The organism is Methylophilus sp. DW102, from assembly GCF_037076555.1.
Classification (GTDB): Bacteria; Pseudomonadota; Gammaproteobacteria; order Burkholderiales; family Methylophilaceae; genus Methylophilus; species Methylophilus glucosoxydans.
On record NZ_AP029023.1, the window covers coordinates 2,645,516 to 2,658,932 of the forward strand.

A 13,417-nucleotide genomic window follows, 5' to 3' on the forward strand; every position below is an offset into this window, starting at 1 on the left:
ACAGACTACGCAATGTCCAAACTACTGATTGTAGAATCCCCTTCCAAAGCCAAAACCCTAAAAAAGTATTTGGGCGGCGACTTTGAAGTCTTGGCCTCTTACGGGCATGTACGAGACCTGATTCCAAAAAATGGCGCCGTCGATCCAACCCAGCAGTTTGCCATGAAGTACGGCATTATCGACCGCAACAGCAAGCATGTAGATGCGATTGCCAAAGCAGTCAAAAATGCAGACAGCATTTATCTGGCAACCGACCCGGATCGCGAAGGCGAGGCCATCTCCTGGCATATTGCCGAGATTCTGGCTGAGAAAAAGCTGATCAAGAACAAATTGCTCAAACGCGTTGAGTTTAACGAAATCACGCAAACCGCCGTCAAGTATGCGATTGATCATCCGCGCGACATTTCGATGGACCTGGTCAATGCGCAGCAGGCGCGCCGCGCGCTGGACTATCTGGTTGGCTTTAATTTATCGCCACTGCTATGGAAAAAGATCCGCCGCGGCCTCTCGGCTGGCCGCGTGCAGAGCCCTGCTTTGCGCCTGATTGTCGAACGCGAGCTCGAAATCGAAGCCTTTACCAGTCAGGAATACTGGAGCATCCATATGGGTGCGCTCAAGCATGCGCATGGTTTTGAAGCTAAGCTGGTGCAGCTCAATGGGGCAAAAGTCGAACAGTTCACCGTCATCAATCATGACCAGCAAGCCGATATCGTCGGCAAACTGCTGCTGGCATCTGCCGGCAAAACAACGGTCACCCGCGTTGAGAAAAAACAACGCAGCCGGAGTCCGGCCGCCCCCTTTACCACGTCAACCTTGCAACAAGAGGCCGTGCGCAAGCTGGGCTTTACCACCAGCCGCGCCATGCGTGTTGCACAACAACTGTATGAAGGGGTAGACGTGGGTAGCGGCACCGTCGGCTTGATTACCTACATGCGTACCGACTCGTTCAGTTTGGCCACCGAAGCCGTCATGCAAATCCGCGACTACGTGAAAAAGCATTTTGACGCAGACTACCTGCCTAAAGCGCCCATCATGTACAAAACCAAAGCGAAGAATGCTCAAGAGGCGCATGAGGCGATCCGCCCTACCGACATTACACGGACGCCAGCCAGTGTGCGTCAATATCTCAATGACGAGCAGTTCAAACTGTATGAAATGATCTGGAAGCGCACGCTGGCTTGTCAGATGACACAGGCCAAATATGACGCAGTCAGTGTTGATCTGGCCGTCGGCTCCGAAGCCAACCTGTTCCGGGCCAGTGGGCAAACGCTGGTCTTCCCTGGCTTTATTGCCGTCTATATGGAAGGCAAGGACGACGACAAAGACGACGAAGATGCCGAGGCCAAACTACCGCACCTGGAAACAGGCGAAGTGCTGAACGTAGAGCGTATTTATGGCGAGCAACATTTTACCGAGCCGCCGCCGCGTTACTCTGAGGCCAGCCTGGTCAAAGCACTGGAAGAATACGGTATTGGCCGCCCCTCGACGTATGCGAGCATTATTTCCACCTTGCAAGACCGCGAGTATGTGCTACTGGATAAGAAACGCTTTACCCCTACGGACGTAGGTCGTGTCGTCAACAAGTTTTTGACCGAGCACTTTACCCAGTATGTGGATTATGACTTTACCGCCAAACTCGAAAACGAGCTCGATGAAATTGCGGAGGGGAATTTAGACTGGGTGCCCGTCATGGACAAGTTCTGGCAAGGGTTTAACCAGCAGATTCAGGTCAAGGCCGATGTCGAACGTCCGGGCAATGAGCTCATCGATGAACAATGTCCCAAATGTGGCCGCCAGTTGCAGAAACAACTGAGCCGCTATGGTAGCTTTATTGGGTGTACCGGCTACAACGCCACCCCCAAATGTGACTACAAACGCAGCCTGGATGGTGAAACCAACGCCGCCGCCGAACCGGTCGTCATCGGACAGGATACGGAAACCCAAAAAGACATTTACCTGATGAACGGCCCTTATGGCCCCTATTTGCAGGTAGGTCAGCCTGTGGAAGGCGAAAAGAAAAAACCAAAACGCGTCAGCATCCCCAAAGAGATTCCCCTCAGCCAGATCAATATTGATACGGCGCACATGCTGCTCAGTCTGCCTCGGGACCTGGGCGCACACCCGGAAACCGGTAAAAAAATCGTCGCCAATATTGGCCGCTTTGGCCCCTACGTCAATCACGACGGCAAGTTCAAGTCCATCCCAAAAACTGAAAGCGTGTTCAGCATTACGCTGGAAGGCGCAGTCGCACTGTTGGCGGCTGCCGGGGGCCCGGCACCGCTGGCTGATTTGGGGGCGCACCCTTCAGGCGAGGGGCGTATTGAGGTATTCTCAGGACGTTATGGTCCTTATGTACAACATAGCGGGATCCGCGCCACACTGCCAAAGAGTGTGACGCCGGAAGAGTTAACCGTTGAGCAAGCGCTAGAGTTATTGGCCGAAAAGGCAGCGAAAGACGGCGGCACTAAAACTGGTAAAAAAACGACAGCTAAAAAAGCGCCTGCCAAAAAGACAACAACCAAGACAACCACCAGCAAACGCACAAAAAAAACCGAAGCAGAATAAATAAAGGGAGCTAAGCTCCCTTTATTTATTGTTGCTGCGATGGCGAGGACTAATGATTTGTCCATAAATGATCAATGTTGTCTACGCCCCAGGCTGCAGCGGACTCATTGCCTACAATCTCATCCATTCCCTTGGATAAATCTAATTCAACCACGGGAATACGCGTTTTGGATTTTGTGGAGAAAAACACCTTCACGACCGGCTTGAGTAAACTGTCAGGCGATTGCCTGACCACGACAGCCAAACGGCCAGACTTCAAAATTACCACAGTCCCCACAGGATAAATACCCAAACTCTTGACGAAAGCCTTAAAGATGACCGGATCAAAATGCCCGGCCCAACTGGCCATACGTTTGAGTGCCATACCTGGCTCCCAAGCCGGTTTATATGAACGGGTCGACGTAACGGCGTCATACACGTCACAAATAGCGCCCATCTTGGCAAAAATACTAATGCGGTCTCCAGACAGTCGCTTGGGATAGCCGCTTCCGTCCACTTTCTCATGATGATGCAAACAAACATCGAGCGTGACTTCATCGGCAACATTCGCTTTAAGCAACATCTCATAGCCCAACTGCGGATGCTGGCGGACGATATCAAACTCCTGATCAGAGAGTGCGCCAGGTTTATTCAAAATATCCAGCGGAATCGCAGCTTTGCCCATATCATGCATTAATCCGGCCAATCCGGCTTTACGGATCTCTGCATCAGAAAGCTTGAGCTCTTTTGCCAAGGCCGCCATCAGTGCGCATACCGCCACCGAGTGCATATACGTGTAATCATCTACCGTTTTTAGCCGTACAAGACTAATCAGCGCATGCGAATTACGCGTAACAGAGGCAGAAATTTCTTCCACGATGGGCATCACTGCTTCCGCCTCTATTGCTTTACCCAGGCGCAAATCCTGAAACATTGAGTTAATGGCTTTGCGCGAAGAAGCAATGATCTTAACCGCTTGCTCTCGCTCAGCCTCAATCGTGGTCGGGGTGTGTCTATTCGGATCAGGTGAGGCGGGCGGTGGGGACGGTGCCGGACCATCCAGCTCAAGCATGACCAGCTCCTTATCGGACAAGGCTGGCTGCGGAGGGGGCTCGGATAAGGTTTTTTTGGCCTTAGCAACATCCAGGCCTTGGCTGACATCAATCACCACTTCTTGGATGCGGCTGGCAAGAAGCTTCTGCAAGTCTTCCGGGTCCTTGAGCACAAACTTGCTGCGCCAAAATGGATGATCCATCCACGGCCCCTTGAGCTCATGAATGTACATGCCTAGGCGCACGTCCTTCACTTTAATTGTTTTAAGCATCCCGTTTACAACCCCCATACAACTGCTAACAATTTTACAATTGATTCAGGTCAAATAGCCATAAAAAAAGAGGGCAAATGCCCTCTTCAAAATTACTTTTACGTGAATGTTGTTTACAATCCTGCCGCCGCGCGCAGTGCTGCCGCCTTGTCGGTATTTTCCCAGCTGAACTCAGGTTCATCGCGGCCAAAGTGACCATATGCTGCTGTTTTGCTGTAAATGGGTCGCAACAGGTCCAGCATTTTGACAATGCCTTTGGGACGCAAGTCAAAATGCTCGCGCACCAATTGTGTCAGTCGTTCATCAGACACCTTGCCAGTGCCATAGGTCTCGACCATGATAGAGGTCGGTTGCGCCACGCCAATCGCATAGCTGACCTGCACCAGACACTTGTCAGCCAAGCCTGCCGCCACAATATTTTTGGCGACATAACGACCTGCATAAGCGGCTGAACGGTCAACCTTGGAAGGATCTTTGCCAGAGAACGCGCCACCACCATGGGGTGCAGCACCACCATAGGTATCCACAATAATTTTTCGGCCAGTCAGACCACAATCACCTTGCGGGCCGCCTATGACAAAACGACCGGTCGGATTGACCAGATACTTGATCTCGCCTTTGATCAATTCTGCGGGCAAAGTCGGTTTGATAATTTCTTCAATGACAGCTTCACGAATGGCTTCTAAAGTCATCTCAGGGGCATGCTGGGTAGACACCAGCACGGTGTCAATTTTATGCGGTTTGCCATCGACATACTGGATAGTGACTTGTGATTTGGCATCCGGACGCAGCCAAGGCAAGCGGCCATCTTTACGCAGTTGCGATTGACGCTCCATGACACGGTGGCTCAACCAGATGGGCAAAGGCATCAGTTGTGGCGTTTCGTTCACGGCATAGCCAAACATCAGACCCTGATCACCCGCGCCCTGATCCAGAGGATCATCATTGGCGTTATCGACGCCTTGCGCAATGTCCGGGGACTGTTTGTCATAAGCCACCAGTACCGCACAACCTTTGTAGTCAATGCCGTAATCGGTATTGTCGTAGCCGATACGCTTGACTGCATCCCGGGCCACTTTGATGTAATCAACATTGGCTGTGGTTGTAATCTCACCGGCCAACACAATCAGGCCGGTATTTGCCAGAGTTTCCGCCGCCACACGTGCTGTCGGATCTTGGGCAAGAATGGCATCGAGAATGCTGTCAGAAACTTGATCGGCCAGTTTGTCAGGATGACCTTCGGAAACGGATTCCGAGGTAAAAAGATATTCACTCATGTTTGACGCCTTGAAAAGTATAAAGTTAATAAAAGCAGCGGACTAAAGGCTAAAGCCCGCCACAAATCGTGGGATGGCTGATTCTACCCGAGTTTAAAAACAACTAGGAATAAATATAATGTCCATAGATGCCTTCAACGGCCCGATAAGGTATTATCTTGAGCTATGAAATTAAGATTCACCAAAATGCAGGGCGCCGGCAATGATTTTGTCGTCATTGATGCGACACGAGCACCCGTCAACCTCTCCCATGCCCAAATCCAGCACATCGCCAACCGCTATTTTGGCGTGGGTTGCGACCAGTTATTGATGGTCGAGTCGACGACCACGCCTGACGTGGACTTTCGTTACCGCATTTTTAATGCAGATGGTGGCGAAGTTGAGCAATGCGGCAATGGGGCCAGGTGTTTTGTGCGATTTGTCGTGGATAAAGGGCTCACAGACAAACACGAAATCAAGGTCGAAACCGCCAGTGGCGTGATTTCGCTCAAATTACAAGAAGACGGACAAGTCACCGTGGATATGGGCGCGCCTCGTTTTACACCCGCGCAGATCCCTTTTGAGGCTGAGCAACAAGCAACCACTTATGAATTGCCATTGGCGAGCGAAACCATCACAGTCAGCGCAGTATCCATGGGCAACCCGCATGCAGTCATGCTGGTAGACAATGTGCATACGGCTGAAGTCGCCAGCCTTGGTCCGCAAATAGAATCGCATCCTCAATTTCCGCAACGCGTGAATGCTGGTTTTATGCAGGTCCTGAACGAGCATGAGATCAATTTGCGTGTCTATGAACGCGGCAGTGGTGAAACGCTGGCTTGCGGCACTGGCGCCTGCGCGGCAGCCGTCAGTGGCATCCAACTGGGTACACTACAAAGCCCGATCAAAGTCCATACCCGTGGCGGCATCCTCACTATCCAATGGGCAGGCGGAGAGTCGCCCGTCTTGATGACCGGGCCGGCAGAGATTGTATTTGACGGCGAAATTGAAATTTAAAACAAAGAACTTAAGATAAAGAACAGCAGTATCATGGAAGAAAGCATTAACGAAAACGACATCAAGCATTACCTCAAAGCACACCCTGACTTCTTTGAGCGTCATGCCCACCTACTGGCAGAGCTGTTCCTGCCCAGTCCACATGGCAAAGGCACTATTTCACTGGCTGAACGCCAGCAAATCGCCCAGCGCGACAAAATTCGTGTACTGGAATCCAGATTCACCGAGCTGATCCTGACTGCTGAAGAAAACGAAACCACGGCCAACAAGGTGCACGAGCTGACTTTAGGCTTGCTGTATGCCAAAGACGTGCCGGCCTTGCATGCGCATCTGGTCGAGTTTTTGTCCAGCCAGTTTCAGTTGCCAAATACACAACTCAAACTATGGGCCAATGACGCCCATGCGCCAGACAGCCTGTTTATTGCGGCAGAAGACTCGCTCAAAAACTGGGCCAAAGACTTGAGCCAACCTTACTGTGGCACGCTGCCGACCATGGATATTGCTGGCTGGTTTAGTGAAACCCCGGCTTCGCTGGCCGTGATTCCGATGCGCTACCAGGAAGTGACGTTTGGTCTGATGGCCATCCCCAGCGAGCAACGCAGCCGCTTTTATGCGGGCATGGGCACGTTGTTCCTTAACCGAATCGGTGAACTGGTCAGCGCCTCGCTGGCACGCTATATCGTATGAAAGCCCCCGCTGAGGTTTCCGCCAAGAGGGATCTTCTTGCGGCAATTGTCAGCGTAAATCAACCATGGCAACGCAGCCAGATTGCCGCGTTGGCTGTGACCCAGAGTCCGCATGAACAAGCATGGTCACTCCAACTGCGGCGGGCACTGGCTACCGCTGACTCATATTTAAAGTACTGCGGATACTCGCATGCATGAATTGCTAGATGACTACCTCGATTTTCTGCATTTCGAGCGTGGTCTCAGTGAACACACCCGCAACAACTACCAGCGTGACCTAGAACAACTGCTCGCGCAACACGGGCACACGCTGCAATCGATCACCCCGCAACACATCCGTCGAAGCATCGCCACCCTGCATAGCCAAGGCCTGAGTGGCCGCAGCATCGCGCGCATGCTCTCCAGCTGGCGCGGCTTCTTCCGTTATCTGGTCCTGCATCACCAATTCCCCTCCAATCCTGTCATCGGCTTGCGCGCACCCAAAGCCGCCAAAACGCTGCCACACGCGTTATCCATCGAGCAAACCATCAAACTGGTCGAACTGGAGGGCGATACCGCCATCATTGTGCGCGACCGCGCCATGCTGGAACTGTTCTACTCCTCAGGCTTGCGACTGAGCGAACTAGTCGGCCTCAACCTGGACAGGCTGGATTTAAATGAAGGCATGGTCACCGTCACCGGCAAAGGCAATAAAACACGGATGGTCCCGCTGGGTAGCAAAGCCGTTGCTGCACTGAAGGCCTGGTTGGCCCAGCGACCACTGTGGCTGCTCAAACAGCCACAGCAACCCGCGGTCTTCATTAGCCAGCAAGGTCGCCGCCTCAATGGTCGCAGCATCCAAAAGCGCATCAGTGACTGGGCCATCAAGCAGGGCCTGCATAACCAGGTGCATCCTCATATGCTGCGTCACAGCTTTGCCAGTCACGTACTCCAAAGTAGCGGTGACTTACGTGCCGTACAAGAAATGCTTGGGCACGCCAATATCAGCACCACCCAGGTGTATACACATCTGGATTTTCAGCATTTGAGCAAAGTGTATGACGCTGCACACCCGCGTGCCAAAAAAAAATAAATGGCTGAATCAATGGCCTAGCCTTTACCCTAGTCCTCACATGGTTTTGCAAGTGCATAAATTGTGGCAAAATAACCCTACTAAATTGGTAAACTTTCTACCAGTCTCGTGACTCTAAAGTCACATCGCCTGCGTTTAGTCATGACAGGCAGTTATTTCAATCAAACCTAAAAAAGGAAATTCCATGGAACACGTCTTACCAGCATTGCCTTTTGCAAAAAATGCATTAGCCCCACACATGTCTGAAGAAACTTTTGACTATCACTATGGCAAACACCACCAAGCCTACGTCACCAACCTCAACAACCTGATCAAAGGCACCGAGTTTGAAAATGCCAGCCTGGAAGAGATTGTGAAAAAATCTTCTGCTGGCATCTACAACAACTCTGCACAAATCTGGAACCATACCTTCTTCTGGAACTGCCTGTCTCCAAACGGTGGTGGTGAGCCAACAGGTGCATTGGCTGCAGCCATCAATGCCAAATGGGGCTCTTATGAAGAGTTCAAAAAAGCTTTCCAAGCTTCAGCAGTCGGCAACTTTGGTTCAGGCTGGACCTGGTTGGTGAAAAAAGCCGACGGTTCTGTAGACATCGTCAACATGGGCGCCGCGGGCACCCCATTGACCACAGGCGACACTGCATTGTTGACCATCGACGTTTGGGAACACGCCTACTACATCGACCACCGCAATGCCCGTCCTAAATTCGTGGAAACATTCCTTAATCATCTGGTGAACTGGGAATTTGCAGCAAAAAACTTTGCTTAATTCGCAGAGTCGTTGGCGACAATAAACTAAAAGTCGCAAACATTAACCTGTATATTAAAAGCGTTGTTTGGTGATACCAAACACCTGCGCTAAAGCCCCGGACCTTCTGGGGCTTTATTTTTTCCTGGTTGATCAGTTTGAATAGAGACGCTTGGTAATCATGCCTTTGTGAGGTGAGGCTGACTTTCTCTGAAAGTATTTTCTCTGTCATTTACAAGTGAATGATTGCATTTTTATCGTATTGCACGATTTTAATCACGCCCAAACTTGGACTTAACGCACTATCAAAGTGCATAAATATTGATCACTTTTATAGGAATTCCATTTAAAACAAGGATTTACTGACTGGCATATTAGTTGCTAGTTTAGTCATGTGGGGCAGCAGGTATGAACGCTGCATTACCTAATGGTTGGCTAGGGTTCCGGCTTACGTGAGTGAGTGCTGGTCCGAGAGCTGACGACCTCCAAGAGGTTACACGGCGGGATAAAAGCCCGGGAGATAGCAACATTTTGAATGTTAGCTGCTCCCTTGCCGAATAATTTACTTGGAGTTCTCCTATGCTAGTTCGACGCTTTACAATCGCACTGACGCTGCTTTGCTTTTCTTTGTTCAATACCACAGCATTCGCTGCTGACTCAAAAAAACAATTCAATATTTGCTGGACCATTTATGCTGGATGGATGCCATGGGATTATGCGCAAGCTAAAGGCATCGTTGCCAAATGGGCAAAGAAATACGGCATCACGATTAAAGTCACTCAGTTGAACGATTATGCTGAGTCCATTAATCAATACACCGCGGGGCAATTTGATGGTTGCAGTATGGCCAATCTGGATGCGTTGGTTGTGCCAGCGGCGGGTGGCGTTGACTCCACCGCATTAATTGTCGGCGACTATTCAAACGGTAACGACGGTATTGTCATTAAAGGCGCGAATAAACAGATCAAGGACCTCAAGGGGCAAAGCGTACACTTGGTTCAATATTCTGTATCGCATTACTTACTGGCAAGGGCTCTGGAACAGGCCGGACTCACCCAAAAGGACTTGAAGTTAGTCAATGTCTCAGATGCAGATGTTGTCGCCGCCTTTAGCACACCCTCTGTGAAAGCAATGGCAACTTGGAACCCTCAACTCTCTGAGTTAGCCGCGCTGCCAAATACCTCAAAAGCATTCACCTCCAGCCAGATTCCTGGCGAAATCATCGACTTGATGGTCGTCAATACAGACACTTTACGAAAAAACCCATCGCTAGGGAAAGCTTTAACGGGCGCATGGTTTGAAGTGATGGCACTCATGAAAGCAAAAGATAAAGAGGCGTTGCAATACATGGCAAAGCACTCTGGCACAACCCTGGATTCATACATGCAGCAAATTTCCACCACCGCCCTGTTTTATGAACCTGCTGCCTCACTGGCCTTTGTCAGGGACGCGAAACTGCCAACGGTGATGCAAAAGGTCTCTAGTTTTTCTTTCGAGAATGGATTGCTGGGGCCTGCAGCAAAATCCGCAACCGCCATTGGCATTGAATATCCCAACGGCGTCGTCATCGGTAATAGCAAAAATATCAAACTCAGATTCACTGACACGTATCTGCAAATGGCGGTTGATGGCAAGCTCTAAACAGGTCAATCATGAGATTAATTAATCAACACCCCAGCAGGGGGACGAGATGGATGCTTGCCGCAATACCAATGATCTTGATCATTGTTGTGTATTTGGTGAACTCACATCTTCGCCTGGTTGAAAATCCAGAGGACAAGCTCCTGCCTAGTGTTTCTCAAATGTGGGAAGCCCTGAAGCTGATGGCCTTTACAGAAGATCCCTCCACAGGGACCTTTCTGATGCTGGATGACACCTTGTCCAGTTTGAAGCGACTAGGGATGAGCTTAGCCATTGTTGCATCGCTTGGGTTAACGCTCGGTATTTTATTAGGGTCGATCCCGTTGTTACGGGCATCACTCTCCCCCTTGGTCGCGATCATCTCCATGGTGCCGCCGCTGGCGATTCTTCCCATCCTGTTTATCGTGTTTGGCCTGGATGAGCTCTCTAAAGTCATGCTGATCGTGATCGGACTCACGCCCATGCTGGCGCGCGACCTCGAACAACGGGCACGAGAATTGCCCAAGGAAATCATCATTAAAGCACAGACATTAGGCGCTAACTCATGGACGTTAATGATACGGGTGGTACTACCGCAATTGCTGGCTAGACTGATGACTTCCCTGCGCTTACTGATGGGCTCAGCCTGGTTGTTTCTGATTTCTGCGGAAGCTATCTCATCCACAGAAGGCCTGGGATATCGCATCTTTCTAGTGCGTAGATATCTGGCAATGGATGTGATCTTGCCCTATGTTTTGTGGATCACCTTGCTCGCTTGGCTGACAGATTATGCCCTCAAAAAACTGCATCAAGTCTGCTTTCCTTGGGCTGAAGGAGCGGACGCATGAGTTTTATAGAGTTTAAGAATGTGTGGCGAAGCTACGGAGACCATGTCGTTTTAGAAGGCCTGAATCTGAAGGTTGAAGAAGGCGAGTTTTGCACGCTGGTAGGCGCTTCCGGATGCGGAAAATCTACATTCCTGCGCATGTTGCTGGGCCAGGAAACCCCCACCAAAGGTGAGATTCTTTTGGATGGGCAAAAACTCCGGGCAGAGCCAGACCCATCCCGCGGGGTGGTATTCCAAAAATACTCGGTGTTCCCGCACCTGACGGTTCTGGAAAATGTAGTCATAGGTATGGAGTTTTTAGCATCGCCTTTTTGGGGGCGCCTGTGGGGAGCTAAAAAGAAAGAAGCAAGACTGAGGGCCACGCAAATACTCACCCGTGTCGGTCTGGATCACCATTTACATCAATACCCTTCTGCGCTATCGGGCGGCATGCAGCAACGCCTCGCCATCGCGCAGGCATTGATTGCTCAACCTCGCATCCTGTTGCTGGACGAACCCTTTGGCGCGCTGGATCCCGGCATTCGCAAAGATATGCATGCACTCATGTTAGAGCTATGCAAAGAGACAAAATTGACGGTCTTCATGGTCACCCATGACTTGTCTGAGGGCTTTCATTTGGGCACCCGATTGATGGTATTTGATAAGGTCAGAGTCGATCCACATGCACCCAAAGCCTACGGTGCGCGTATCACCTACGACATCAAGCTCAATCAGGACAGACACCAGCAACAAGCACAGGTGGCGACCTTGCCCACCCATGTGCTTAATCAAACGAATTAAAAGGTTTACCCATGAACAACGATATAAATACATCCAACATCCTCTATGAAGAGCTTGTTCCAGGCGGCGGTCACACCTCCTTCATTCTGAAAAAAGACCAGGTTTTGCGCATGACAGACGTCGAAGGTCACGCCAATGTCAGCCTCATGATGTTGAATGCACATCAACACAGCGAGCGGCTGAACTTACCAGACACCTTAAAAGCACAACACACGGCCAAGCTCACAAAAGGACATTGCTTTTACTCGGACATGGGGAGAGTACTCGCCGCCATCACAGAAGATACATGCGGCTGGCATGACAGTTTGGGCGGGGTATTAAACGCTCAAGAAGTCCTAACGAAATATGGCGTTGGCCGCTATCAGGAACTCAGAAATAATTTCTATCGCAATGGCACGGATAATCTTTTGGTTGAGATGGGTAAATGGAACCTTGATCTTCAAGACTTGCTCATGGTCGTCAACTTTTTTAGCAAAGTGACCGTGGATGACGAGGGATCCCTGTTCTTTGAGCCCAACCATTCTAGTGCAGGCAATTACGTTGAGTTGTATGCCCCGATGGACACCTTGGTGATTCTGACCGCCATTCAACATCCATTGGATCCCAATCCTGAATACCACCCCCGCCCTGTGCAACTGTCATGGCGCAACGCGGAGAGTGAAAGTATCAGTGAAGTGTGTCGACAGTCTCGGCCGGAAAACGGTAGAGCTTTTCATAACACTGAACGCTTCTACCTGTGAGGAAGGAATGAATATGAACATCATCTCAAGCCAATTAGTTGCTGAAAACGCCTTTTTCCACCATGTCATTCCGGCAGGCGAACCTTACTTGTTTGAAGTCAAAGCAGGACAGACATTCAGGCTGTTAGACAGTGAAGGTAACCAGGCCGTGGATACCCTTTTTTATAGCGCGAGCAATCCAAGAGAGCGTTATGACGCGCAACGGACCATGCGCAATCAGAATAAGGTTTACCTGACGACGGGTACAACGCTGTACTCAAACCTGGGCAATCCATTAGCCACGATTGTGGCAGATACCTGCGGTCGCCACGACACGCTGGGAGGCGCATGCGCTCAGGAAAGCAACACCGTGCGTTATTCACTCGACAAGCGCTACATGCATAGTTGCAGAGACAATTTCATGTGTGCATGTTTGCATGATGGCAGATTGAACAAGCGGGATATTGGCGCAAATATTAACTTCTTCATGAACGTTCCGGTCACTCCGGAGGGCGGCTTGACCTTTGCAGATGGCATTTCAGCACCAGGCAAATATGTGGAATTAAAAGCGCACCAGGATCTAATTGTGTTGATCTCGAATTGCCCACAACTTAACAACCCATGTAATGGATGGAACCCAACCCAAGCGGAGGTGTTTGTATGGAATTAAGGCTGAAAAAAAGTATGCGCACTGTCTTTAGAAAAATGCTCACGACGCTCTATCAAGGAATGGTTGCAAGAGCAGACTTTTCCAAATAGTGCGCTTTTAGCAAGTCACGCCGGCTACCCAAACGATCACCTAGCCAG

Annotated in this window: 12 protein-coding genes and 1 riboswitch; of the genes, 10 read left to right on the forward strand and 2 right to left on the reverse strand. The window is 50.4% G+C overall.

What is annotated here, in order from left to right; genetic code table 11:
* The first annotated feature begins 12 nt into the window (after positions 1–12).
* Entirely contained in the window at positions 13–2,565 is a 2,553-nt protein-coding gene (gene topA / locus AACH41_RS12590) for a type I DNA topoisomerase (RefSeq protein ID WP_338655455.1), read from the forward strand.
* A gap of 49 nt (positions 2,566–2,614) precedes the next feature.
* Here topA and AACH41_RS12595 read toward each other — a convergent pair whose 3' ends face one another.
* Positions 2,615–3,868: an HD-GYP domain-containing protein gene (locus AACH41_RS12595; protein WP_338655456.1), complete on the reverse strand. Its 1,254-nt coding sequence runs from the start codon at positions 3,866–3,868 to the stop codon at positions 2,615–2,617.
* A 113-nt stretch (positions 3,869–3,981) separates the two neighbouring features.
* Complete coding sequence (gene metK / locus AACH41_RS12600) at positions 3,982–5,145, reverse strand: methionine adenosyltransferase (RefSeq protein ID WP_194748785.1); 1,164 nt, start codon at positions 5,143–5,145, stop codon at positions 3,982–3,984.
* A 165-nt stretch (positions 5,146–5,310) separates the two neighbouring features.
* Here metK and dapF point away from each other — a divergent pair, with 165 nt between their 5' ends.
* The 9 genes from dapF to AACH41_RS12645 all read left to right on the forward strand — a co-directional run bounded on the left by dapF (position 5,311) and on the right by AACH41_RS12645 (position 13,280).
* Positions 5,311–6,141 (forward strand): diaminopimelate epimerase, encoded by an 831-nt coding sequence (gene dapF, locus AACH41_RS12605; RefSeq protein WP_338655459.1) that lies wholly within the window; start codon positions 5,311–5,313, stop codon positions 6,139–6,141.
* A 33-nt stretch (positions 6,142–6,174) separates the two neighbouring features.
* A complete protein-coding gene (locus tag AACH41_RS12610) occupies positions 6,175–6,828 on the forward strand; it encodes a DUF484 family protein (RefSeq protein ID WP_194748787.1) in 654 nt (217 codons plus the stop codon).
* A 189-nt stretch (positions 6,829–7,017) separates the two neighbouring features.
* Positions 7,018–7,899 (forward strand): tyrosine recombinase XerC, encoded by an 882-nt coding sequence (xerC, locus tag AACH41_RS12615; protein ID WP_194748788.1) that lies wholly within the window; start codon positions 7,018–7,020, stop codon positions 7,897–7,899.
* A gap of 184 nt (positions 7,900–8,083) precedes the next feature.
* A complete protein-coding gene (locus AACH41_RS12620; RefSeq protein WP_194748789.1) occupies positions 8,084–8,665 on the forward strand; it encodes a Fe-Mn family superoxide dismutase in 582 nt (193 codons plus the stop codon).
* 403 nt (positions 8,666–9,068) lie between these two features.
* Positions 9,069–9,166, forward strand: a riboswitch (guanidine-I (ykkC/yxkD leader).
* A 57-nt stretch (positions 9,167–9,223) separates the two neighbouring features.
* Positions 9,224–10,285, forward strand: a complete 1,062-nt coding sequence (locus AACH41_RS12625) for a putative urea ABC transporter substrate-binding protein (protein WP_338655462.1) — start codon at positions 9,224–9,226, stop codon at positions 10,283–10,285.
* Between the two features lie 11 nt (positions 10,286–10,296).
* Positions 10,297–11,112 carry an ABC transporter permease subunit gene (locus AACH41_RS12630; RefSeq protein WP_313985328.1) on the forward strand — a complete coding sequence of 272 codons (816 nt, stop codon included), beginning with the start codon at positions 10,297–10,299 and terminating at the stop codon, positions 11,110–11,112.
* A complete protein-coding gene (locus tag AACH41_RS12635) occupies positions 11,109–11,891 on the forward strand; it encodes an ABC transporter ATP-binding protein (RefSeq protein ID WP_338655465.1) in 783 nt (260 codons plus the stop codon). The genes AACH41_RS12630 and AACH41_RS12635 overlap by 4 nt, the downstream gene beginning before the upstream one ends.
* An 11-nt stretch (positions 11,892–11,902) precedes the next feature.
* Positions 11,903–12,631 (forward strand): urea amidolyase associated protein UAAP1, encoded by a 729-nt coding sequence (locus tag AACH41_RS12640; RefSeq protein WP_338655467.1) that lies wholly within the window; start codon positions 11,903–11,905, stop codon positions 12,629–12,631.
* Between the two features lie 13 nt (positions 12,632–12,644).
* Entirely contained in the window at positions 12,645–13,280 is a 636-nt protein-coding gene (locus tag AACH41_RS12645; RefSeq protein ID WP_049637673.1) for an urea amidolyase associated protein UAAP2, read from the forward strand.
* The last annotated feature ends 137 nt before the right edge of the window (positions 13,281–13,417 follow it).